We start from the raw sequence: 21,961 nt of genomic DNA, 5'->3' as shown, positions 1-21,961 counted from the left end.
TTGCCTTAACGCCAAAAAAATCCCCCCCGCCCCCCCTTTCTCAAAGGGGGGAGATATAACCACGAGGAGACCTCATCATGATGTTCCCGAATCTGTTCTCGCCCCTGAAACTGGGGACGGTTGAAGTGAAGAACCGGATTTCCTTCCAGCCGCACCTGACCAACCTGGCGGTGGGCAACCTCCCCAGCGAGCGTCAGATGTACTACTGGGGCGAGCGGGCCAAGGGGGGGGCGGGCCTCGTCATCACCGAGGAGATGAGCGTCCACCCCACGGACATGGCCTACGAGAAGCTGATCGACGTCTACCACGCCGAGGTGATTCCGGGCTTCAAGAAGATCACCGACTACGTCCACCAGTTCGACGGAAAGATCTTCGCCCAGTTGAACCACAACGGCCAGCAGGGTGACGGCTCCATCTCGCGGCTGCCGGTCTGGGCACCCTCCCCCATGCCCGACGTCCTCTTCCGGGAGACCCCCAAGGAGATGGAGCACGAGGACATCGAAGAGGTTGCCCGCTACTTCGCCAGAAGTGCCATCCACGTCCGCGAGGGGGGCTTCGACGGGATCGAGCTCCAGTTCGGCCATTCGAGCCTGGCCCGCCAGTTCCTCTCGCCGCTGACCAATTTCCGGGGCGACGAGTATGGCGGAAGCCTGGAGAACCGGATGCGGGCGCCCCTGAAGTTCATCAGCGCGGTCCGCAAGGCGGTGGGGAACGACTACCCCCTCGGCATCCGGATGTGCGCCGACGAGATGATCCCCGGCGGCCTCGATCTGGGGCAGGTGCAGGAGATCTGCGCCCGGTTCGAGGCGAGCGGCCTCATCGACTTCATGGACCTCTCCATTGCCACCTTCTACAACCTCTATCTCGTGGAAGGCTCCATGCACACACCCCTGGGCTACACCATCCCCCTGGCTGCCGGGGTCCGGGAGCGGGTCAAGATTCCGGTTTTCTGCACCGGCCGGATCAACGACCCGGTCATGGCGGAGAAGGTGCTGGCCAACGGCCAGGCCGACATGATCGGCATGTGCCGGGCGCTCATCTGCGACCCGTTCCTCCCCAGGAAGGCCCAGGAAGGGAGGATGGACGACATCCGCTACTGCATCGCCTGCAACCAGGGGTGCATCGGCCGGATCGGCATGAACAAGCTCCTCGGCTGCGTCCAGAACCCGGCAGTGGGCCGGGAGAAGGAGTGGGGCGAAGGGACCCTCACCAGGGCCAACACCAGGAAGAAGGTGACCATCGTCGGCGGCGGGCCGGGCGGCTTGTGGGCCGCCAAGATGGCCGGACGCCGCGGCCACAGCGTCACCCTCTACGACAAGAACGAGGCCCTTGGCGGCCAGGTGCTGACCGCCATGAAGGGGGCGGGGCGCGACGAGTTCGGCGTCATCATCCGCAACGAGAAGGAGCAGGTCCACAAGGCCGGCGTAACGGTGAAGCTCGGCGTTGAGGTGACGGCGGAGCAGCTGCTGGCCGAGAAGCCCGACGTGGTGGTGGTCGCCACCGGGAGCCGCCCCAAGGAGCAGCCGGTGGGTGGCGCCGACGGGCCGTCGGTCTACAACGTCTGGCAGGTTCTGGACGGGAAGACCGAGCTGGGCGAAAAGGTCTGCCTCATCGACTACGACGGCCACCATCGGGCCAGCGCCACGGCCGAGTTCCTGGCCAACCAGGGGAAGACGGTCCACGTGATCACGTCGAGCCTCTTCGTGGGGGCCGAGCTGGGCCCCACCCAGGACCTCTACCTCACCCGCCAGCGGCTCCTCCAGAAAGGTGTCACCTTCACCCCCGACATCGCCGTGATGGAGGTTGCCGGCGAGACCGGCGCCAAGACCGTCAAGGGGTTCAACGTCTACTCCAACCAGTGGGACGAGTGGGGTCCCTTCGACGCCATCGTCCTGGCCATGGGGCAGAAGGTGGACGACTCCCTCTACCACTCCCTCAAGGGTAAGGTGGGTGAACTCTACCGGATCGGCGACTGCGTGGCTCCCCGCAAAGCGGACATGGCCATCTGGGAAGGGCACCGGATAGGGAGGGAGATCTGATGGCCGCCAACGGGAAACTCCTCGTCTTTGCGGATCTCCCCGGCGGCGAGCTGGACGAGACCGGCCGGGGGCTCCTCTCCTACGGCGGCCGCCTGGCCGGGGTCCTCGACTCCCCCTGGGGCGTCGCCACCCTGCAGGAGCCGACGAGGGAGCCGCTCGCATCCTTTGCCGCCTACGGCGTGCCGTCCGTCACCACCATTGCCGGCGGCGAGCTCCTTCTCGACACCCCCGCCCACCTGGGAAAGGCCCTTGCCCGGCTGGCCACCGACGAGGGGGCCTCGGTCACCGTCCTCCCCCACAACGACCTGGGCTCCACCCTGGCGCCGGTGATCGCCGCCGCCCTTGACGGGGCGCTTCTCACCGAAGTGGTATCCGTCCGGCGCGAGGGGGAGACCCTGCGCCTCTCCCGCCACGCCCTCGGGGTCCGGGTGGACGAGACGAAGGTGTGGGACGGCTCCCGTCCCCTGGTCATCACCGTGCCGGTCCGCAACCTGAGCCAGGTGCTGATGCCGACGGTCCAGCCATCCATACCGAATCTGACGGTCTGGCATCCCGTTGCCGCACCCGAAGGGGCAACGGCCCGGGTAGGGGAACGAATCCCCCCCGACCCCCAGACCGTGGACCTCATGGAGGCCGAGGTGATCTTCAGCGCCGGCAAGGGGTGCGATCAGGCCACCTTCGACCAACTGGCAGAGCTCTGCCGGCTCATGAACGTCTCCTTCGGCGTGACCCGACCGGTCTACGACTTGGGGTGGACCGGCTTCGAGCGGATGGTGGGGCAGACCGGCCGCACCGTCACCCCCCGCTTCTACCTGGCGCTGGGGATCTCCGGCTCCATGCACCACGTGGGGGGGATCAAGGATTCCCGCCGGATCATCTCCATCAACAGCGACGCAAAGGCTCCCATCTTCGCCAACTCCGACGAGGGGTTCGTGGCTGACCTGAAGGAGGTGCTGCCGCGCCTCCTGGATCGGGCCAGATCGGAAGTCGGAGGTACACCGTGAGCAGTGCATACTCATTCGATGCGATCGTCGTCGGGGCCGGGCCGGCCGGCTCCTCCGCCGCCCTCACCATGGCCCGGGCCGGCCTGAAGGTGGCCCTGGTGGAACGGGGGACGTTCCCCGGCGAGAAGAACATGTTCGGCGGGGTGCTCCACCGTCTCCCCTCCCTGGAAGAGGTCTTCCCGGACTTCTGGGAACGGGCCCCCCTGGAGCGCCACATCGTCAAGAAGGGGGTCACCTTCATGACCGGCGACTCCACCTTCTCCACCACCATCGAGGCCGGGAACTTCGACCGCCCCCCCTACAACGGCTACACCATCTTCCGCCCCCGGTTCGACCGCTGGCTGGCGGAAGAAGCGGTCAAGGCCGGCGCCACCCTCATCACCCGGGCCACGGTGGATGAGTTGGTGATCCGCAACGGCCAGGTGGCCGGGGTCACCATCCTGGACCGCAGGGGCGAACTGACCGCCCCGGTGGTGGTGGCGGCGGACGGCGTCCTCTCCTTCACCGCCAAAAAGGCGGGGCTCCGCCAGCCCACCTTCGACCCGGGCCAGATGGCTGTCGGCGTCAAGGCCCTCATCGACATGCCCCGGGAGATGATCGACGACCGCTTCGGCCTGGTGCGGGACCAGGGGTTCGCCAACGAATTTGTCGGCGGCACCGGCGGGGTCCGGGGGGGGGGCTTTCTCTACACCAACTACGACTCCCTCTCCATCGGCCTCGTCTTCCACCTGGGGAGCCTGCGGACCAGCGGCAAGACCCCCTACGACCTCCTGAACGCCTTCATGGAGCAGCCCCAGGTGGACAAGATGATCCGGGGCGGGCGGCTCCAGGAGTACTCGGCCCACGTCATCCCCGAGGGAGGATACGCCATGATCCCCGAACTGGTGGGGGACGGCATCATCGTCGCCGGCGATGCGGCGGCGCTCTGCAACGCCACCGGCCTCAACCTGGAGGGAATCAACCTCGCCTCCCACTCCGGTGTCCTGGCCGGCAAGGCGGTTATCGCCGCCCACCAGGCGGGAGATTTCAGCCGGCGCGGGCTCCAGGTGTACCGGCAGCTCATGGACGACAGCTACGTCATCAAGGACCTGAAGCTCTACCGGAAGGCGCCCCACATGCTCCACAACGACCGGATCTACAACGAATACCCGGAACTGGTCTGCGGCATGATGGAGTACATCTACCGCATCGACGGCGCGCCCAAGGAAAACCTCTCCAAGCTGTTCCTGAAGACGGCCAGGGAGAAGGTGGGGCTCAAGAACCTGGCAGCCGACGCCTTCAGCGCATGGAGAGCCCTATGAACATCGACGAGATCTTTGACTTCACCAGCTTCACCATCGACCGGGAGCCCCACATCGTCCTCGATCCCCAGGTCTGCGTGAACTGCGACAACCGCGGCTGCACCAACTCCTGCCCGGCCCGCTGCTACACCTGGTCGGAGGAGGAGAAGAAGATGACCTTCGTCCACGACGGCTGCCTCGAATGCGGCACCTGCTACGTGGTCTGCCACCGCAACGCCTTCACCCGCTGGCGCTATCCGAGAGGGGGGTTCGGCGTAGCGTACCGGATGACTTAGGAGATTTCAGATATGCCCTACAACAACCTTCACATCCTCGTCCTCCTCCGGGAGATCGCCGACCCCCGCCCCCCCGCGCGGGTAACGACGCGGGGCGCCGGCATCGGCGACCGGGGGCTGCGGCGCCTCCCCAACCCGGCCGACCTCGTCGCCCTGGAGGAGGCCCTGCGGCTCAAGGATTCCCTCGGCGCCACCGTGACGGCCCTGGCAGTGGGCCCCGAGCGCCTCGACGACACCCTCCGCCTCGCCTTCTCCCTGGGGGCTGACCGTGGCATCCGCTTCTGGGATCACGGCGTGGAGGGTGGCGATGCCGCAGCCGATGCCCGCATCCTGGCCCGCATCGTGGGGATTCTCTCCCCTTCCCTCGTCTTCACAGGCAACCGGATGCAGGACCGGGGCGACGATCCGGTGCCGGCCCTGGCTGCCGCCACCGCCGGCATCCCCTGTGTCACCGCCGCCGTTTCGGTTCTCCCCGTGGAGAACGGAGTCGAGGCCCTGCGCAAGGGTGACCGGGGCTCCCGCCAGAGGGTCCGGGCGCCGTTCCCCTGCACGGTCCTCTTCGACGAGGGACACACCCCCCGCTATCCCTCCCTTGAGGCGGTCACCCGCTCCCTCGCCTTAAGCATCGAAGAGTGGGAACTGGCCGACCTGGGGATTCCCTTCTGGGAGGTGGGGGCCACCGGCTCCCGCCTGGCGACGGCCGAATTCTCCGCCCCCCGTCCCGATCCGGTGCGGGTCGTAACCCCGGACCCGACGCTCCCCGCCTTCGAGCGGATACTCTCCCTCCTCTCGGGGGGGATCAAGGCCCGGGAAGGGAAAACGCACCAGCTCACCGCCGATGAGACGGCGACGAAACTCTGGCAGATCTTCCGCGAGGAGGGACTTGCACAATGAACTATCGCCTGGCGCAGCATGTGGAGCTGGTGGAACGCGAAGGGGAGCACTTCCTCATGGCAAAGACTCCCCTCTGCGTCGTGCGACTGAACGCCCCGCTCATGGAGCTCGTCAGGCGCGCCCGGGAAGGGGCCATCACCGCCGCGACCCCGGCGGAGACCGCTGTGCTGGAACAGCTGGTGGCAAAGGGATTTGTGGAGAGGGACCGGCAAGTCTCTGAAGAGCACTCGGACCTTCCCAGCGTCAGCATCGTCATACCGGTGAAGGACCGGGCCGGAGAGCTCGGGCGCTGTCTGGCCTCCCTCAACGGCCTGAACTATCCCAAGGAACTCCTCCAGATAATCGTGGTGGACGACGGGAGCAGCGACGACTCGGCAGAGGTGGCGCGCCGGGCCGGAGCCCGGGTTGTCCCTTCAGGGGGCACGGGCCGGGGGCCGGCCGCGGCCCGCAATGAGGGGGCCGTGGCCGCCCGGGGGGATATCCTCGCCTTCATCGATTCCGACTGCACCGCCTCCAGGGAGTGGCTCATGGAGCTGATACCGGCGTTCAACGATCACCGGACCGCGGCGGTGGGGGGGCTCGTGGACGGCATGTGCACCGAATCAGCCGTGGACCGCTACGAGGCGGTCATGTCGAGCCTCTCCCTCGGCTCCCGGGAGCGCACGGGAAGCGGCGGAGACGACACCTTCTACCTGCCGAGCTGCAACCTCCTGATGCGCCGCCTCGCCTTCCGGAGCGTGGACGGTTTCGACGACTCCATGCACGTGGGGGAGGACGTGGACCTGACCTGGCGCCTGCGGGACCATGGCTGGACCATCACCTACCTCCCGGCGGGAAGGGTCTTCCACGAGCACCGGAGCACCCTCCGCTCGTTCATGTCCCGCCGGTTCGACTACGGCACCTCCGAGGGGATGCTCCAGATCCTCCATCCCCAGCGGCGGAAGCGGATGGTCGTCCCCCCCCTCCTGGCTCTCCTCCTGGCCCTGTGCGCCATGGCCCCCTTCACCGGCTGGTGGACGCTCCTGATGGCAGCCGGAGTCCTCGCAACGGACGCAACGGCCGTGAGGTTCAGGATGGCACGCCGCAACATCCCCATCGGACTGGGCGCGCTCATCTCCGGCCGGCTCCGGGCCCTGGGAAGCCTCGTCTACTACCTCTGCTACCACCTGGTGCGCTACTACTCGATTCCCCTCGTGTCCCTCGCACTGGTGGTGCCCCTCTTCTGGCTGGTTCCCTTCGGCGCCCTCCTCTGCGCGGCCAAGGTGGACCATGCCATCAGGAAACCGAGGCTGTCGTTCGTCCCTTTTGCCGGCATCTACTTCCTTGAACAGGTGGCCTACGGGGCCGGCGCCTTCTGGGGATGCCTGAGCCGGAGATGCTTCGCCTCCTATCGGGTGGTCATCCTCCGGCAGATGGAGGCGTCGGGGTAAGAGTCGGAAATAATGCCTTCTCCGAGCCTGCCTGCCTGCGGGGATAACTGGTATCCCATGGCGTCAGGCCAATGGGTTTTGCTGGAAACGGCAAGGCCTCCCTTTGGAAAGGAGAATTATCGTGGTTCGCCAAAACCACACAATTCAATAAAGGGAAAGGAGTATCGGTATGGACAGAATCGCGCGGATTGACATGGGGGCAGCGGGTGGTCCCAAGGTGACCTTCGAGGAGGTTGGCGAGTATGCCGGTTTGGGCGGCCGTGCCTTAACGTCGCTCGTCATCGCCACGGAGGTGCATCCCCTCTGTCATCCCTTGGGAGCGGAAAACAAGCTGATCTTTGCCCCGGGAATGCTCTCCGGCACCACCGGCTCCATGACCGGCCGCCTCTCGGTGGGGTGCAAGAGCCCCCTGACCGGCACCATCAAGGAGTCCAACGCCGGCGGCCAGGCGGCCCAGGTGCTAGCCCGGATCGGCTATGCCGCGGTCATCCTGGAGGGGAAACCTGCCGGTGACGACCTCTACAAGATCATCATCAACAAGGACGGCATCACGGTGGAGGTGGACAACAGCCTGCAGTTGATGGACAACTACCCCCTCGTTGAGAAACTGCGGAAGGAATACGGCGACAAGGTTGCCTACATCACCATCGGCTCGGCCGGTGAGCGGCAGCTCCTGGCCGCCTCCATCGCCTGCACCGACCCGGAGCTGCGCCCCACCCGCCACTGCGGCCGCGGCGGCGTCGGCGCGGTCATGGGTGCCAAGCGGGTGAAGGCGATCATCCTAGACGACGCCGGCATGAAGATGCGTCCGGCCAAGGAGCCGGAGAAGTTCCGGGACGCCAACCGCAAGTTCGTGGAGGGGCTCCGCAAGCACCCGGTCACCGGCGAGGGGCTCCCGGCCTACGGCACCAACGTCCTCACCAACGTCCTCAACGAGGCGGGGGGCTATCCGACCCGCAACTTCAAGGGGGGTGTCTTTGAAGGGTCCGCCAAGCTTTCCGGCGAGGCCCAGGCCGAGCTGGAGGTCAAGCGGGGGGGGACCGCCACCCACGGCTGCCACCGCGGCTGCGTCATCCAGTGCTCCGGCATCTTCAACGACAAAGACGGCAACTACGTCACCAAGCAGCCCGAGTACGAGACGGTCTGGTCCCACGGTGGTCACTGCGGCATCGACGATCTCGATACCGTGGCAAAACTGGACTACATGGATGACAATTTCGGTCTCGACACCATCGAGATGGGGGTCACCATCGGCGTGGCCATGGATGCGGGGCTGGCGGAGTTCGGCGACCGCGAAGCGGCCATCAGGCTCATGGAGGAAGTGGGCAAGGGTACGCCCCTGGGACGCGTGCTCGGCTGCGGCGCCGAGATCACCGGCAAGGTCTTCGGCGTGGAGAAGGTGCCGGTGGTGAAGGGGCAGGCGCTTCCCGCCTACGACCCACGCCCCATCCAGGGGATCGGCGTCACCTACGCCACCACCACCCAGGGGGCCGACCATACCGCCGGCTATGCCATCGCCACCAATATCCTGAAAGTCGGCGGGGACGTGGATCCGCTCAAGACCGAGGGGCAGGTGGAGTTGTCGCGGAACCTCCAGATCGCCACCGCCGCCATCGACTCCACCGGCATGTGCCTCTTCATCGCCTTCGCCATCATGGATCAGCCGGAGACCTTCCAGGCGCTCCTCGACATGCTCGGCGCCTTCTACGGCATCACCATGACCGGCGACGACGTAGTGGCTCTCGGCAAGAAGGTGCTCTCCGCCGAGCGCGACTTCAACAAGCGGGCAGGCTTCACCAAGGAGCACGACCGGCTCCCCCGCTTCTTCTACACCGACCCGATCGCGCCCCACAATCAGACCTTCTCGGTACCGGACGAGGAGCTCGATCAGCTCTTCAACTGGTAGCAGCATGGGGGGCGGACCCGACGGTCCGCTCCCGTCCCGTCAGACAGTCCGAAAAGGGAGACGCCCGGCAATGGAAGCCCCTCTCATACATCTAACCCTGACCCTGCCCTCCTCGCTGATTGGAGAGTTCTTTCCCATCCTTCAGCAGGGCTTTCTCGTCACGGCCCACGTGGGATGCACGCTTCAGCGGCTTCTGTGCCGGCAGTGGGGGATCGCCCCTGACTACGTCGCCACGAGAATCACTACCATCTTCCTCGATTCCAAGGCCACCGACAACGTGGAGACCGCCATCGTGAGGGACGGCGCCACCATCGCCCTGTCCGGGGCCATGCCGGGACTGGTGGGGGCCACCATGCGCCGCGGCGGGCACCTGGCCGCCATGCGCGGGGCCATGACCCACCAGGAAACCGCCGCCGACGCCACCGACCGGATCGGGACGGTGCGGGTGAAACTCTTCAATCTCCTCCTCACCGAACTGGGACCGGTATTTCTCAAACGCGGCATCCTCATGGGGTGCAGCGATGTGATTTCCTTTTTCCGGGAGCGCGACGAGACGTTCTGGGAATCGTGCGACGGGGGGAACATCAACGGAACACCGGTGGGTGCGGGGCTTCTGCGGACAACTCAGCCCCTCTGCGTGGGCGGCAGCGTCCGCCTCACCGTCAATTTCAGGTGACAGCCATGAACATAACCGTAAAACTCTTTGCCACCTTCCGCACCGGCCGGTTCGACATCGAATCCCGCGACTACGCCGAAGGGACCACAGTGGCCGACGTAGTGCGGGAACTCTCCCTCGCCGAAAAGGAACTGGGAATCATGCTGGTGAACAGCCGCCACGTGAAGCTGGACCACCGGCTTGCGGAAGGGGATACCCTGGCTCTCTTCCCGCTCCTGGGAGGAGGGTAGGATGCCATCCCTGGAGGAGTTCATCCGGGAACACGCCGACGGGGATCTTGTGCCATGGCGCAGCCAGGTGGAGGCGGCCGGGCGTTTCTCCCTCACCCTTGCCGAAGCCGAAGGGACGATCCTGAAGATGGGTCTCCTGCCGGCCCGCTACCAGCGCAACCGCCAGATGCTCACCATCGACCAGCAGCTTCGCCTCTTCCGGAGCACGGTTGCCGTCATCGGCTGCGGGGGGCTGGGTGGATACATCATCGAGGAACTGGCGCGGCTCGGCGTCGGCACGATCATCGCCATCGACCCGGACACCTTCGTGGAACACAACCTGAACCGCCAGCTCTTCTCCAGTCTCCGCCTGCTGGGTCAAGCCAAGGTAGAGGCGGCGGCGGCGCGGATTGCCGAGATCAATCCGGCGGTCACCCTTATCCCGCTCAGGGAAGCATTCACCAGAGATAACGGACAGGAACTTCTGAGATATGCCCACGTGGCGGTGGACGCGCTGGATTCAGTCTCTGCGCGCCTGGAACTGGCAGACGTCTGCGATGCGCTGAATATTCCCTTTGTGCATGGGGCCATCGGTGGTTGGTACGGCCAGGTTCTTACCCAACTGCCCGGTGAAAGGACGCTGGAAAAGCTCTACGCAGGCAGGGAGGATGGAACGGGAATAGAGAAGAGGCTCGGCAACCCTTCCTTCACACCAGCGGTCATCGCCAGCATGGAGGTGGCGGAAACCTGCAAAATTCTCCTTGGCCTGGGAAGGCAGAGGAAAGGACGAAAACTCACCATTAACTTGCTTGATATGGACGTGGAGGAAATATTCATCTAGTGTCCGCCCGTGAACTCTAACCAACTGATTTTAGAGGTGTCCGGCGGGGCCACCGGGACCCTGACCCAGACGGCGAATGGGTCGGCCACTGGCTTTGCATTGAGCAGTACGGAGATCGTGATCGGGGTGAAATAAAGTGCGCCCACTAGGTAAGTATGAACTAAAAAAGCCGATTCGCTAACTATGCGAATCGGCTTAATTTTTTGGTTGCGGGGAGAGGATTTGAACCTCTGACCTTCGGGTTATGAGCCCGACGAGCTACCAGACTGCTCCACCCCGCGTCACAAGAGATCCAATATGTACCACAGCCTTCCGAACGAGTCAACAAAGAAATTCATTTTTTTATTCCGGGACAACGATTGCCCCTTTGCCGATCATGGTTGCCATCTCGCTTGCGGCCGGCTGATCCATCTGCTTGCCGACGCGCACCCGATACCAGGTGCCTTTGCCCGCCACCGATGATTCGACGATATAGGCAGCAAACCCTTTTTCCGCAAGCTTCCCCTTTATGGCCTCGGCCTCTTTTCGGTCCTTGGCTGACGCATACTGAACGGCGAACTTCCCCTTGGCGTTCCCCCCTGTCTTCTTGGCACCGGCTTCCTTGCCTGGTTCCGACTGAGCCTTGCCACTCGGTTGTTCGTTTGTCCCGCTTGCCTTTTTCTCCCGGCCATCGGCCGGCGTGGTGCCGCGTTCTTCCTTGACAGAGACCGGGCTCGGCGCAGCCTGCTCTTTGGACGAAGGTGGTGCCGACTGGGGATGTTTCGCCGGCGAAGCTGCCCGGGCCTCTTCATTTCGCGGGTTAATGCCGCTTCCCAGGATCGCTTTCCCCCCCTTGGGCAGGGTATTGTAGAACGTGAGGGAGGGCTCTGCGGGAGGGGACGGTGCCGCGGCTGCTTTGGTGTTTGCAGTCAGGGGGGCAGACGCTGGAGGGGGCGCCTGCGATGGTGCGGTCTGTGGAGCAGATGCAACCAAAGCCTTCGGAGGGCGGATTTTCAGCAGAAGGCGATCTGCCATCATTCCGAGAGCGAATGACCCCACTGTGGCCACGGCAAAGCCGAAAAACACCATCCCCATCGGCTTGGACTTTGGCCGATTCTTGGTGACCTGTTTACGTTCGCGATAATCGACAACCATGATCGTCAGTCCGTCACATCTTCTCCGGGGCTGATACCCCGAGGAGTCCGAGGCCGTTTTTCAGCGTGCGCGCCACGCAGGCGAGCAGATGGAGCCGGACGCCAGCCAGCTCAACATCTTCGGTTATGACCCGGTTTTTATTGTAGAACGAGTGGAATGAACCGGCAAGCTCCTGAAGGTAGTAGGTAATGCGGTGAGGTTCAAAGGCAAGGGCCGCTCCCTCCACCACCTCGGGGAACGAGGCGAGAAGCTTCACGATTGCCATCTCTTCCGGCGTCCCAAGCCGCTCCAACGATGCCGAAGCGAAGGATGGCACCGCAATCCCCTTCTCCGCTGCGTTTTCGAAGATGCTGCAGATGCGGGCGTGGGCGTACTGGACGTAATAGACCGGGTTTTCGAGGGACTGCTGCTTGGCCAGATCGATGTCGAAGACGAGTTGGGAATCGGGCTTGCGCATCAGAAAGAAGAAGCGGGTTGCGTCGCGCCCCACTTCGTCGATCAGGTCCCGAAGGGTGACATAGCTGCCGGCACGCTTGGAGATCTTTACCTCCTCGCCGCCACGCATGACCGTCACCATCTGGTGGAGCACATATTCCGGCCACCCCTGCGGGATGCCGGCGTTCAGAGCCTGCAGGCCGGCCCGGACCCGGGTAATGGTGCTGTGGTGGTCCGCCCCCTGTTCGTTGATGACGCGAACGAAACCACGCTCCCACTTTGCCAGGTGATAGGCTACGTCGGGGACAAAGTAGGTGTATCCGCCATCGCTCTTGCGCATGACGCGATCCTTGTCGTCACCGAAGTCCGTGGTGCGGAGCCAGAGGGCGCCATCCTGCTCATAGGTATGGCCATTCCCGATGAGGCGCTCCACCGCTGCCTCGACACGCCCCTCGGCGTAGAGGCTCGATTCCAGTGAGTAGATATCGAAGTGGACATCGAAGGCCAGGAGATCCTGATCCTGCTCCCGCCGCAGGTACGCCACGGCGAACCGGCGGATCGCGTCGAGGTCGTTCGGGTCGCCGGCGCCGGTGACATGCTGATCGCCGGCATCGACGGTCTCCCGCGCCAGATAGGAGCGGGAGACATCCTTGATATACTCGCCCTGGTAGCCGTCGGCCGGCCACCGTGGGTCGTCCGGCTCGATACCGAGGCCGCGCGCCTGAACGGAACGCGCCAGATTGGCGATCTGGGCGCCGGCATCGTTATAGTAGAATTCGCGGGTCACTTCCCACCCCGTGGCATCCAGAAGGCGGCAAATGGTATCGCCAATGGCCGCGCCACGTCCATGACCGATATGGAGCGGACCGGTGGGATTGGCGCTGACGAACTCCACCTGCACCTTCCGGCTCTCCCCTGAACGACTCGTGCCGTAGGCGGCCCCTGCCGTCTCGATGACGCCGAGGGTGCGGCACCAGGCGGCATTTCCAACCCTGAAATTGATAAAGCCGGGACCGGCAATCTCGATACTCTCGATGATTCCGTCACGGTCTTCGATATGTTTCACGAGCAGCTCGGCTATCTGGCGGGGGGCCTTCCGCTGCGCCTTGGCCATTGACATGGCGACGTTACAGGCGAAATCGCCGTGCTCCTCATGGGCCGGCTTCTCTATGACCACAGCAGGCATCTCACCCGGGGCGAGGGAGCCGTCGGCAAAACACCGCTCAAGCCCGTCGCGCACCAAGGTGCGCACGATTTCCTTCATCGATCCCTCCAGCACATTCATTCGGCATCCCCGCTGTCATCGTCCGGGGCTTTTATGGAAATGTCACGCGTGAAATCGGGGCAGTGCGCCCCGCCGTCGGTGACGCAGAACTTCTTGGCACAGGTTTCACGCCAGGCGCAGACCGCGCACGATTGTCTCCGGGAACCGCTCATTGTCTCATCTCCTGCCATATAAACGCTGAAGAGCGGTCCAGAACCGCTCTTCAGACTATCGCTTCTTTTCCGCTGCCGTCGGTGCCGGCTTCTGCTGCTTCTGCTCAGCTACCGGCTTTTCCGCCGAGGGAAACTGGTAGACCATCTCGTTGGGGCGTACCAGCCCAAAATCCTTGCGCGCAATGCTTTCGAGGTAACGGCGGTCGGTCTTCAGCGCCTCGATCTCGCGCTTGAACTTGTCGTTCTCGGCCTTGATCTCGCCAAACCGCTCCTGGATCTGCTCGCGCTCGCGGCTCAGATGGTAGATCCTCAGGAGTCCCCGCTCACCGAAAACGGTGAAGTAGAGAATGAACAATATGCACGCTGCAGGAATGGCATACATCCGTTTCCGCATGCGTCCTCCGGTGGTACTATGCCTCGGCGAAAACGCCGGCGAAGTAGTCAATGGTCTTTCTGAGGCCCGTATCGAGGGTTACGTACGGTTGCCAGCCGAGCCGCTCCCGCGCCAGCGAGATGTCCGGTTGCCTCTGCCGGGGGTCATCGCTCGGCAGGGGCATGGCAACGATTTTCGAACTGGATCCGGTCATCGCCACGATCCGCTCGGCAAACTCGCGGATCGTATTCTCGACGGGATTCCCAAGGTTGACCGGGCCGATGAAGCCGTCGCACTCCATCATCCGGATCATTCCATCCACGAGGTCATCCACGTAGCAGAACGAACGGGTCTGGCTGCCGTCGCCGAAGAGGGTGATGTCCTCCCCCTGCAGCGCCTGCACGATGAAATTGGAGACCACCCGCCCGTCGTGTACCGCCATCCGCGGCCCGTAGGTATTGAAGATCCTCACGATCCGGATATCGACGCCGTTCTGGCGGTGATAGTCCATCATGAGGGTCTCGGCCACCCGCTTCCCCTCGTCGTAGCAGCTCCTGATCCCGATGGGATTCACATTGCCCCAGTACGATTCGGGCTGCGGATGCACCTGGGGATCACCGTAAACCTCGGAGGTTGAGGCTTGCAGGATCCGCGCCTTCACGCGCTTGGCAAGACCGAGCATGTTGATGGTTCCCATGACGCTGGTCTTGATGGTCTTCACCGGGTTGTACTGATAGTGCACCGGAGAGGCAGGACAGGCAAGATTGTAGACCCGGTCGACCTCCAGCAGAATCGGCTCGGTGATGTCGTGGCGGATCAGCTCGAAACGGGGGTTCCCTAGATGGTGGGCGATGTTTCGCTTACTGCCGGTAAAAAAATTGTCGAGACAGAGAACGTCGTGCCCTTCGCCGAGGAGCCGCTCGCAGAGATGCGAGCCGATGAAACCGGCCCCGCCGGTGACAAGAATCCGCATCGCCCGTCCCCCCTATTTCTCGACAAATCCCGCGGCGTTGCGACCGATGGAGAAGTATTCGAAGCCGATTTCTTTCATCCGCCGCACGTTGTACAGATTGCGCCCGTCAAAAATCACCGGCCGCGTCAAAGATTCCCGGATCCGGTCGAAGTCGGGATTGCGGTATTCGTTCCACTCCGTGACGATGGCGAGGGCATCGGCTCCGGAGAGGATGTCGTACTGGCTGGAACCGCTGTAGGTGATCCGGTCGCCGAAAATCTTTCGCGCCTCTCTCACCGCTTCGGGGTCGTGGGCACGGACGGTTGCCCCCATTTCCAGGAGCCGGCTGATGATGACGACCGACGGGGCTTCGCGCATGTCGTCGGTGCGGGGCTTGAAGGAAAGCCCCCAGACGGCGATGGTCCTGCCGGCGAGCGGTGCAGTGGCGTTCTCGCGGGAGAAATAGGCGATGAGCTTTTCGGTCAGGACGCTCTTCTGGCGCTCGTTGACCTCCTCCACCGCCTTGAGCAAGGCGAAATCGTAGCCGCACTCTTCGGCGGTCTTGACGAGGGCCTTCACGTCCTTGGGGAAACAGGAGCCGCCGTAACCGACGCCGGGAAAGAGAAAGTCGTAGCCGATGCGGGAGTCGGAGCCAATCCCCTCGCGAACGGCGGAAACGTCTGCATTCATCCGCTCGCAGAGATTGGCGATCTGGTTCATGAACGATATCCGGGTGGCCAGCATGGCGTTGGCGGCATACTTGGTCATCTCGGCGCTCCGGACGTCCATGACGATCAACCGGTTGGTCTTGCGCATGAAGGGGGAATAGAGCTCCTTCATGATCTCGGCGGTCCGGACATTGTCGGCGCCGATGACGACCCGGTCGGGCTTCATGAAATCGTCGATGGCGGCCCCTTCCTTGAGGAACTCCGGATTGGAGACCACGTCGAACTCGATCCCCACCCCCCGGGCGTCGAGTTCCTCCTGCACCGCCTGGCGCACCTTGTCCGCGGTGCCGACCGGAACCGTCGACTTGTCGACAACAATCTTGAACCCTTCCATGTGCCGGCCGATCTCGCGCGCCACGGCAATGACATGCTGAAGATCGGCAGAACCGTCCTCACCCGGGGGGGTGCCGACGGCGATGAAATTAACGAGCGACGCCTTGACGGCGGCCGCCAGGTCGGTGGTGAAGGAGAGGCGCCCTTCGGCGCTGTTGCGCAGGACAAGCTCCTTGAGTCCCGGCTCGTAGATCGGTATGATCCCCTCCTTGAGCCCCTCGATCTTCTCCCTGTTCACATCGACACAGATAACGGTATTGCCGCTCTCGGCAAAGCAGGTACCGGCCACAAGGCCGACATACCCGGTTCCAATGACGCATATTTTCACGGTGACTCCTCTGGATCAATCAAGTCAATGGGTGGTTATAGCATGGATACCGACGCCAATTCCAGACTTTTTCCTCCCCGGATCGTGTCGGAAAAGGAGATATCGGCCCCCAGTTTGACTTTAAATCGGGTCGGGATAGTATAAAAAATAGATGGGAAAATCAGGAGGTCCGCCATGAAGAATTTCTTCGCCCTGCTTCTTCTGACACTCACGGCGCTTGCCGGGTGCGCCCACGTGATCAGCGACGAATCGCGCCGACTCGTTGATCCGGGCATCACCTTCAGCATGCTCAAGGAGAAGCCCGACAGCTACACCGGCAAATACGTCATGCTCGGTGGGGTAATCGCCGGAATCAAGAACACGAAGGAGGGGAGCCAGCTCGAAGTGATGCAGGTGAGGCTCGACGACTCGGGGATGCCGGAGGATACCTTTCGCACGGAAGGAAGATTTCTCGCCACCACCGACCGATTCCTCGACAGCATGATCTTCAAACCGGGAAGGCTCGTCACCGCCGTCGGCGAAGTCAGGGGGAAGAAAACCGTTCCCCTCGACGAAGTGGACTACACCTACCCCGTGATCGCCATCAGGGAGATCCATGTCTGGAAGAGCTACGACTACGAGCAGGGCTACCCCTACCCGACTCCCGCCCCCTATTACTATTACGATCCCTACTACTACGGCTTCTGGCCCGGCCCGTACTGGTATCGCCCCCTCGGCCCCGTCTACCGGCGTTGGTAGCCGGTTGAGCCGTGCCACGACGCGCGAAGGGGGCGGAATCCATCCCGCCCCCTCCATACATTCCGACAGTTACCGGCCGAGCATCATCTCCATGAGACGGAACCCCTCGTCGAGGAAGAGTCCCGCGTTCCGGGCCGATTCCTCGTCGTACCCCCGCACGCCTCCCCGCTCTTCGCCCTCGCCGCCATAGAGGATGAACGGCACCGGATCGTCGGTGTGGGTCTTGATCCGGAGCGGCGTCGGATGGTCGGGGGTGCAGAGGATGCGATACTCTCCGAACTTCTTCATCCCCTCCATGATCGGCCCCACGACCCGGGCATCGAAGTCCTCGATCGCCTGCAGCTTGTGCTCCAGGTTCCCCGAATGGGCAGCCTCGTCCGGCGCCTCCACGTGGAGATAGACGTAATCGCGTGTCTCCAGCGCTTCGAGGGCCGCAGTCACCTTCCCCTCGTAATTCGTGTCGATGTAGCCGGTGGCACCCTCGACCCGGATTACGTCAAGGCCGGCGCAGACGCCGATACCCCGCACGAGGTCCACCGCCGAAATGACCGCCCCCGTGAGGCCGAACCGGTCGCGGAACGGCTCCATCCGCGGCGCCTTGCCATGCCCCCAGAGCCAGATGGAATTGGCGGGGACCTTGTCCGCCTCCAGCCGGCGACGGTACTGGGGATGGTTGTTGAGGATCATCTGAGAGGTGTTCATCAGGTAGATGAGCCGGTCCGCCCCTTCCCCCTTCGGGAGATGATCCAGAATGCCCTGCCCCGAGATGTCGTGGGGAGGGGTTGCCGTGAGGGCATGCTTGCCGTTGCGCCAGACCATGAGGTGCCGGTAGCCGACGCCGGGATAGAAGTGAAACTCGTCGTCGCCCATGTCGCGTTGGAGCGCCTCGATCAGCTCCCGCCCCTCCTCGGTGGAGATGTGCCCCGCGGAGTAGTCGTTCATGATGAGGGTGCCGCGTGCCGGCTGCAGGTTCACGAGGTTCACCCGGAACGCTACGTCGTCGGGGCCAAGCTCGACCCCCATACTCGCCGCCTCCAGGGGAGAGCGGCCGGTGTAGCAGCTGCGCGGGTCGTAGCCGAACACCGAGAGGTTCGCCACGTCGCTCCCCGGCGGGAGCCCCTTCGGCACGGTCCGGGCCAGCCCCAGCCGGCCGCGCCGGGCCATGTAGTCGAGATTTTCCGTCCTGGCAGCCATGAGCGGCGTCCGGTCGCCCAGTTCCTTCAACGGCTCGTCAGACATTCCGTCGCCGAGCAGCACGATGTACTTCATTGGTCGGTTCCTTTCGGTGTCGTGGTAGAACGCATTCCCCTCATCCCCGCGGGTGAAACTGCTCGTGGAGCCGCTTCAGCCGCTCGCGGGTGACGTGGGTGTAAATCTGGGTCGTGGAGAGGTCGGCATGGCCGAGCATGGTCTGTACGCTTCGCAGGTCCGCGCCGTTCTCCAGGAGATGGGTCGCAAACGAATGGCGCAGCGTGTGGGGCGAAATCGATTTCCTGATCCCGGCCTCCCGTGCCCATTTTTTAATTATATTCCAGAACGCCTGGCGCGTCATCCGGTCGCCAAGCCGGGTCAGGAACAGGAACGGATTCTCCCCCTCCCGGTCCAGGGCCGGCCGCAGCTCGTTGACGTAATGCGCCACCGCCACGCAGGCCGACTCCCCCATGGGTACGAGCCGCTCCTTCCCCCCCTTGCCGAAGGCCATGAGGTAGCCCGCCGCGACGTTCACCTCCCGCAGTTTCAGGGTGACAAGCTCCGACACCCGCAGCCCCGTTGCGTAGAGAAGTTCCAGCATGGCCCGGTCGCGCCCCTCCCGGTGCCCGTCCCCCGTCGGCGCCGCCAAAAGCGCCTCCACCTCCCGTCCGGTCAGCACCTGCGGGAGCTTCCCGATGGTCCTGGGGGCCTCGATGATGGCGGTGGGATTCACGTCGGCATACCCCTCAACCAGCAGAAAGCGGTGAAACATCCGGGTAGCCGACAGCGCCCGGGCCCGGCTCCGGGCCCCGAGCCCCCCCTCCTTGAGGGTGACCAGGAAATCGACCACCATGGCGGCGGTGACGGCGGATGGCTCACGACAGCCGCGGGCTTCGAGAAAATCCAAATATTTTGCCATGTCGCGGCCGTAGGAGTCGAGGGTATTCCGGGAGAGCCCCTTCTCGACCAGCAGATAGCTGAGGAACAGATCGAGGTACTGGTTCATGGCCGTCCAGTTGCGCTACGCGCCGTCGTCGATCGCCTTCGCCACCCGCACCTTGACTTCCTCCAGCCGCTCGGGGCTCGTAATCTTCTGGCCAAAGATATCCTTGACGTAGAAGACGTCGGCGACCTGGTCGACCTTGGTCGATATCTTCGAAATGCCGATGTACAGCCCCAGCTCCGTGAGGGTACTCGTGATCATATAGAGCAGCCCCACCTTGTCATGGGTATAGATATCGATGACGGTGTAGTCGGACGAAACCTCGTTGTCGATCTCCACGCGGGTGGGGAAACGGGGCTTCACCCGCTCGGAGAGGAGCGTCGGCCGCTGCCGCTTCGCCACCAGCGTCCCCACCTGGATCTTGCCGGTGAGGACCTGCCGCAGGTCATCCTCGACCCGCTTCCAGCGGCTCTCGTCGGTGATGACAAATCCCTGGGGTGAATTGACCTGGAGGATGTCGAGGGCCTTGCCGTTGGAGCTGGTGTGGATCTGGGCGCCGAGGATGTTGATCCCGTTGGCCGCCATGACGCCGGTGATCATGGAGAAGAGCCCGGGGACGTCCACGGTGCAGATGGTGAAGTTGGAGTACCCCCCGTCGGGCTCGTGGGAGACGCGGGTCACGATCTTCTCGTGCTCGAGCAGGAGCAGATTCTGCACGTGCTCGGCGATCACCGCCGGCGGGTTGGAGAGGAGATGGCGGATCGTCATCGCCTTCAGCTCTTCTTTCGCCACTGCCGCCGGACAGTCGGGGCCGAGGATCTCCAGGACCTTCCGCTTGACGTTCTTGACCCGCTCGCTCCGGGCCTCGAGCCGAAAATCTCCCCGCTCCATGACGCTGAAGGCCTTCTCGTAGAGCTCCTGGAGGAGCATCGCCTTCCACTCGGTCCAGACATCCACCCCCACGGCGCGGATATCGGCGTAGGTCAGCAGGTAGAGCATCTTCAGGTTCTCGCTCTTCTCCATCTGGCGGGCGAACTGGATGATCATCTTCTCGTCGTGGAGGTCGCGGCGCTGGGCGATATGAGCCATGAGGAGGTGGGTGCCGACAAGGAACTCCAGTCGTTCGCTGTCCTCTTTGGAAAGCCCCATGCGACGCGTGATGGTCGGCATCATGGCCGCCCCCTTCTCGGCGTGCCCCCCCCCTTCCCCCTTGCCGATGTCGTGGAAAAGGACCGCCAGCAGGAGGAGCTCCCGCTTGTCCACCTCCCGCGCCAGCTGCGTCAGGAGCGGCAGCTCCTCCCCCCGTTCACCGCGGAGGAGCCTGATGATCTCTTCCACCGCGAACAGCGAGTGGATGTCGACCGTGTAGATGTGGTAGAGGTCGTGTTGCACCTTGCAGAAAATGTGACCGAATTCGGGGATGAAGCGGTTGAGGAACTCCAGGTGGTGCATCAGCCGCAGGGTCTCGGAGACCCCCTTGTCGCTGCGCAGGATGGCGAAGAACGACTGGTTGACCTCCTTACTCCGGCGGAACTTGTCGTTCACCAGGTACAGGCTCCTGCGGATGAGTGCCTTGGCGGCGACGCTGATGGCAACGCCATGCTTCTGGGCGTACTCGAAGATCTTCATGAGTCGGGCCGGTTCCTTCTCGAACACCGACTCGTCGGGGACCACGAGCTCCCCCTTGAGGATGTAGAACCCTTCGCCTATGGGCCTGCGGATGAAGTATCCGAGAATCCGGAACGCCCCCTCGTCGCGGCGGGAACAGGTGGCGATGAGCGACGACGAGATATGCTCGACCTTCGTGGCGTGGAGATAGTAATCCCGCATGAACTCTTCCACCGCCAAGGTCCGGCCCGAATCCTCGTAGCCGAAGAAGGCGGCGAGGCGGGTCTGGGCATCGAAGGTGAGCTGATCGCTCTTGCGGCCGGCGGAAAAGTGGAGCTCGTTGCGGATCCGCCAGAGATACGTGAGCGCCTCGTGGTAGCCCGCCAGATCCTCCTCGCTCAGCACCCCCTTGACGATCAGCTCCTTGGGGTCGCTCACCTTGTACTTGATCTTTGCCACCCAGAGGGCCGTATGGAGATCGCGCAGCCCCCCTTCGCTCTCCTTCACGTTCGGCTCCAGCAGGTAGACCGACGAGCCGTACTTGTCTCGCCGCTTCTTCAGCTCATCGACCTTCTCCCGGATGAACGAATCGCTGCGCTTGGCGAGGATCTGGGTGAGCATCACCTTCTCGAATTCCTTGGCGAGGATGCGGCTTCCCGACAGGACGCGGGCATCGAGGAGCGCGGTGCGGACCGTGGTATCGGCAGCCGCCATTTCGACGCAGTCCTGAAGGTTGCGCACGGAGTACCCCACGTCGAGCCTCATGTCCCAGAGGAAGTAGAGGAGTTTCTGGGCGATGTCCTCCACGCGGGCCTGGTCCTTCCCGCTGTACAGGAACATGAGATCGATGTCCGAGAAGGGGTTGAGCTCGCCGCGGCCGTAACCGCCGATCGCCATGAGGGTGAGGTGGCTCTTCCCTTTGCCGTGCTGGGAGAGGTCGCGGGTGATGCTCCGGAAGAGCTTGCGGATGAGGGTGTCGGTCATGGCCGTGATCTCGCGGACCACGGTATCGCCGGGGGCGCCAGCGCGGTGCAGGGCCATGATCTCATCCCGATAATGGGTGAGAAAATGCTTGCTGGCGGCCAGATAGAGGGGACGCTTCTCCTCGAAGGAGGCCCGCCCGGCGTCGCCGGCCTCCTGGGAGGTGTCAGGGAAGTATCGATCGATGTTGAATTCCATGGCCCCT

20 protein-coding genes, 1 tRNA gene and 1 riboswitch are annotated in these 21,961 nt (G+C 63.7%); of the genes, 11 read left to right on the top strand and 10 right to left on the bottom strand.

What is annotated here, in order from left to right; all coding sequences use genetic code 11:
* Window positions 1-77 precede the first annotated feature (77 nt).
* From GPICK_RS06630 to GPICK_RS06585, 10 genes are all read left to right on the top strand, one after another.
* Entirely contained in the window at window positions 78-2,039 is a 1,962-nt protein-coding gene (locus GPICK_RS06630) for a mycofactocin system FadH/OYE family oxidoreductase 2 (protein WP_039741524.1), read from the top strand.
* Window positions 2,039-3,043: an electron transfer flavoprotein subunit alpha/FixB family protein gene (locus GPICK_RS06625; RefSeq protein WP_039741523.1), complete on the top strand. Its 1,005-nt coding sequence runs from the start codon at window positions 2,039-2,041 to the stop codon at window positions 3,041-3,043. The genes GPICK_RS06630 and GPICK_RS06625 overlap by 1 nt, the downstream gene beginning before the upstream one ends.
* Window positions 3,040-4,344, top strand: a complete 1,305-nt coding sequence (locus GPICK_RS06620; RefSeq protein ID WP_052263329.1) for an FAD-dependent oxidoreductase — start codon at window positions 3,040-3,042, stop codon at window positions 4,342-4,344. Before GPICK_RS06625 ends, GPICK_RS06620 begins: the two co-directional genes overlap by 4 nt.
* Entirely contained in the window at window positions 4,341-4,619 is a 279-nt protein-coding gene (locus GPICK_RS06615) for a ferredoxin family protein (RefSeq protein WP_039741519.1), read from the top strand. Before GPICK_RS06620 ends, GPICK_RS06615 begins: the two co-directional genes overlap by 4 nt.
* 12 nt (window positions 4,620-4,631) lie before the next feature.
* Complete coding sequence (locus tag GPICK_RS06610; protein WP_039741517.1) at window positions 4,632-5,513, top strand: electron transfer flavoprotein subunit beta/FixA family protein; 882 nt, start codon at window positions 4,632-4,634, stop codon at window positions 5,511-5,513.
* Window positions 5,510-6,943, top strand: a complete 1,434-nt coding sequence (gene mftF, locus GPICK_RS06605; protein WP_039741516.1) for a mycofactocin biosynthesis glycosyltransferase MftF — start codon at window positions 5,510-5,512, stop codon at window positions 6,941-6,943. Before GPICK_RS06610 ends, mftF begins: the two co-directional genes overlap by 4 nt.
* A 7-nt stretch (window positions 6,944-6,950) precedes the next feature.
* A riboswitch (molybdenum cofactor riboswitch) is annotated at window positions 6,951-7,073 on the top strand.
* A 39-nt stretch (window positions 7,074-7,112) separates the two neighbouring features.
* Complete coding sequence (locus GPICK_RS06600; protein WP_039741514.1) at window positions 7,113-8,849, top strand: aldehyde ferredoxin oxidoreductase family protein; 1,737 nt, start codon at window positions 7,113-7,115, stop codon at window positions 8,847-8,849.
* Window positions 8,850-8,919: 70 nt separating this feature from the next.
* Window positions 8,920-9,525 (top strand): hypothetical protein, encoded by a 606-nt coding sequence (locus tag GPICK_RS16615; protein WP_052263328.1) that lies wholly within the window; start codon window positions 8,920-8,922, stop codon window positions 9,523-9,525.
* Between the two features lie 5 nt (window positions 9,526-9,530).
* Entirely contained in the window at window positions 9,531-9,755 is a 225-nt protein-coding gene (locus tag GPICK_RS06590) for a MoaD/ThiS family protein (protein ID WP_039741513.1), read from the top strand.
* 1 nt (window position 9,756) lies between these two features.
* Window positions 9,757-10,575 (top strand): HesA/MoeB/ThiF family protein, encoded by an 819-nt coding sequence (locus tag GPICK_RS06585; RefSeq protein WP_039741511.1) that lies wholly within the window; start codon window positions 9,757-9,759, stop codon window positions 10,573-10,575.
* Window positions 10,576-10,779: 204 nt separating this feature from the next.
* Here the strand turns inward: GPICK_RS06585 and GPICK_RS06580 are convergent.
* The 7 genes from GPICK_RS06580 to GPICK_RS06555 all read right to left on the bottom strand — a co-directional run bounded on the left by GPICK_RS06580 (window position 10,780) and on the right by GPICK_RS06555 (window position 16,295).
* Window positions 10,780-10,856 (bottom strand) — tRNA-Met (locus tag GPICK_RS06580).
* Between the two features lie 61 nt (window positions 10,857-10,917).
* Window positions 10,918-11,709 (bottom strand): SPOR domain-containing protein, encoded by a 792-nt coding sequence (locus tag GPICK_RS06575; protein WP_039741508.1) that lies wholly within the window; start codon window positions 11,707-11,709, stop codon window positions 10,918-10,920.
* A gap of 13 nt (window positions 11,710-11,722) precedes the next feature.
* The gene (gene argS / locus GPICK_RS06570) at window positions 11,723-13,408 is read right to left on the bottom strand and encodes an arginine--tRNA ligase (RefSeq protein ID WP_179944516.1); all 1,686 of its coding nucleotides are present in this window, start codon (window positions 13,406-13,408) and stop codon (window positions 11,723-11,725) included.
* A 17-nt stretch (window positions 13,409-13,425) separates the two neighbouring features.
* Entirely contained in the window at window positions 13,426-13,581 is a 156-nt protein-coding gene (locus tag GPICK_RS17555) for a hypothetical protein (protein WP_169745362.1), read from the bottom strand.
* Between the two features lie 55 nt (window positions 13,582-13,636).
* A complete protein-coding gene (locus tag GPICK_RS06565) occupies window positions 13,637-13,975 on the bottom strand; it encodes an FtsB family cell division protein (RefSeq protein WP_039741504.1) in 339 nt (112 codons plus the stop codon).
* Between the two features lie 16 nt (window positions 13,976-13,991).
* Entirely contained in the window at window positions 13,992-14,927 is a 936-nt protein-coding gene (locus GPICK_RS06560) for a UDP-glucuronic acid decarboxylase family protein (protein WP_039741502.1), read from the bottom strand.
* A 12-nt stretch (window positions 14,928-14,939) separates the two neighbouring features.
* Complete coding sequence (locus tag GPICK_RS06555; protein ID WP_039741500.1) at window positions 14,940-16,295, bottom strand: UDP-glucose dehydrogenase family protein; 1,356 nt, start codon at window positions 16,293-16,295, stop codon at window positions 14,940-14,942.
* Window positions 16,296-16,469: 174 nt separating this feature from the next.
* Between GPICK_RS06555 and GPICK_RS06550 the strand changes: the two genes are divergently transcribed.
* The gene (locus GPICK_RS06550) at window positions 16,470-17,033 is read left to right on the top strand and encodes a Slp family lipoprotein (protein ID WP_039741498.1); all 564 of its coding nucleotides are present in this window, start codon (window positions 16,470-16,472) and stop codon (window positions 17,031-17,033) included.
* Window positions 17,034-17,102: 69 nt separating this feature from the next.
* On the opposite strand, the gene GPICK_RS06545 is transcribed toward GPICK_RS06550, so the two are convergent.
* The 3 genes from GPICK_RS06545 to glnD are packed head-to-tail and all read right to left on the bottom strand — an operon-like array spanning window position 17,103 to window position 21,954.
* The gene (locus tag GPICK_RS06545; RefSeq protein WP_039741496.1) at window positions 17,103-18,302 is read right to left on the bottom strand and encodes a cofactor-independent phosphoglycerate mutase; all 1,200 of its coding nucleotides are present in this window, start codon (window positions 18,300-18,302) and stop codon (window positions 17,103-17,105) included.
* Between the two features lie 40 nt (window positions 18,303-18,342).
* Entirely contained in the window at window positions 18,343-19,230 is an 888-nt protein-coding gene (xerD, locus tag GPICK_RS06540; RefSeq protein WP_039741495.1) for a site-specific tyrosine recombinase XerD, read from the bottom strand.
* A 15-nt stretch (window positions 19,231-19,245) separates the two neighbouring features.
* Complete coding sequence (gene glnD, locus GPICK_RS06535) at window positions 19,246-21,954, bottom strand: [protein-PII] uridylyltransferase (RefSeq protein WP_039741493.1); 2,709 nt, start codon at window positions 21,952-21,954, stop codon at window positions 19,246-19,248.
* Between the last annotated feature and the right edge of the window lie 7 nt (window positions 21,955-21,961).

The sequence above is a fragment of the Geobacter pickeringii genome, from assembly GCF_000817955.1.
Taxonomy (GTDB): domain Bacteria; phylum Desulfobacterota; class Desulfuromonadia; order Geobacterales; family Geobacteraceae; genus Geobacter; species Geobacter pickeringii.
This window is presented reverse-complemented; position numbering and strand designations above follow the sequence as displayed.

Excerpts from the sequence above, each read along its gene's own strand:
- GPICK_RS17555 (WP_169745362.1), bottom strand. The coding sequence starts at position 13,581 with ATGAGCGGTTCCCGGAGACAATCGTGCGCGGTCTGCGCCTGGCGTGAA.
- GPICK_RS06560 (WP_039741502.1), bottom strand. The coding sequence starts at position 14,927 with ATGCGGATTCTTGTCACCGGCGGGGCCGGTTTCATCGGCTCGCATCTC.
- argS (WP_179944516.1), bottom strand. The coding sequence starts at position 13,408 with ATGAAGGAAATCGTGCGCACCTTGGTGCGCGACGGGCTTGAGCGGTGT.
- GPICK_RS06590 (WP_039741513.1), top strand. The coding sequence starts at position 9,531 with ATGAACATAACCGTAAAACTCTTTGCCACCTTCCGCACCGGCCGGTTC.
- GPICK_RS06585 (WP_039741511.1), top strand. The coding sequence starts at position 9,757 with ATGCCATCCCTGGAGGAGTTCATCCGGGAACACGCCGACGGGGATCTT.
- GPICK_RS16615 (WP_052263328.1), top strand. The coding sequence starts at position 8,920 with ATGGAAGCCCCTCTCATACATCTAACCCTGACCCTGCCCTCCTCGCTG.
- xerD (WP_039741495.1), bottom strand. The coding sequence starts at position 19,230 with ATGAACCAGTACCTCGATCTGTTCCTCAGCTATCTGCTGGTCGAGAAG.
- GPICK_RS06630 (WP_039741524.1), top strand. The coding sequence starts at position 78 with ATGATGTTCCCGAATCTGTTCTCGCCCCTGAAACTGGGGACGGTTGAA.
- mftF (WP_039741516.1), top strand. The coding sequence starts at position 5,510 with ATGAACTATCGCCTGGCGCAGCATGTGGAGCTGGTGGAACGCGAAGGG.
- GPICK_RS06610 (WP_039741517.1), top strand. The coding sequence starts at position 4,632 with ATGCCCTACAACAACCTTCACATCCTCGTCCTCCTCCGGGAGATCGCC.
- GPICK_RS06545 (WP_039741496.1), bottom strand. The coding sequence starts at position 18,302 with ATGAAGTACATCGTGCTGCTCGGCGACGGAATGTCTGACGAGCCGTTG.
- GPICK_RS06615 (WP_039741519.1), top strand. The coding sequence starts at position 4,341 with ATGAACATCGACGAGATCTTTGACTTCACCAGCTTCACCATCGACCGG.
- GPICK_RS06550 (WP_039741498.1), top strand. The coding sequence starts at position 16,470 with ATGAAGAATTTCTTCGCCCTGCTTCTTCTGACACTCACGGCGCTTGCC.
- GPICK_RS06600 (WP_039741514.1), top strand. The coding sequence starts at position 7,113 with ATGGACAGAATCGCGCGGATTGACATGGGGGCAGCGGGTGGTCCCAAG.
- glnD (WP_039741493.1), bottom strand. The coding sequence starts at position 21,954 with ATGGAATTCAACATCGATCGATACTTCCCTGACACCTCCCAGGAGGCC.
- GPICK_RS06565 (WP_039741504.1), bottom strand. The coding sequence starts at position 13,975 with ATGCGGAAACGGATGTATGCCATTCCTGCAGCGTGCATATTGTTCATT.
- GPICK_RS06575 (WP_039741508.1), bottom strand. The coding sequence starts at position 11,709 with ATGGTTGTCGATTATCGCGAACGTAAACAGGTCACCAAGAATCGGCCA.
- GPICK_RS06625 (WP_039741523.1), top strand. The coding sequence starts at position 2,039 with ATGGCCGCCAACGGGAAACTCCTCGTCTTTGCGGATCTCCCCGGCGGC.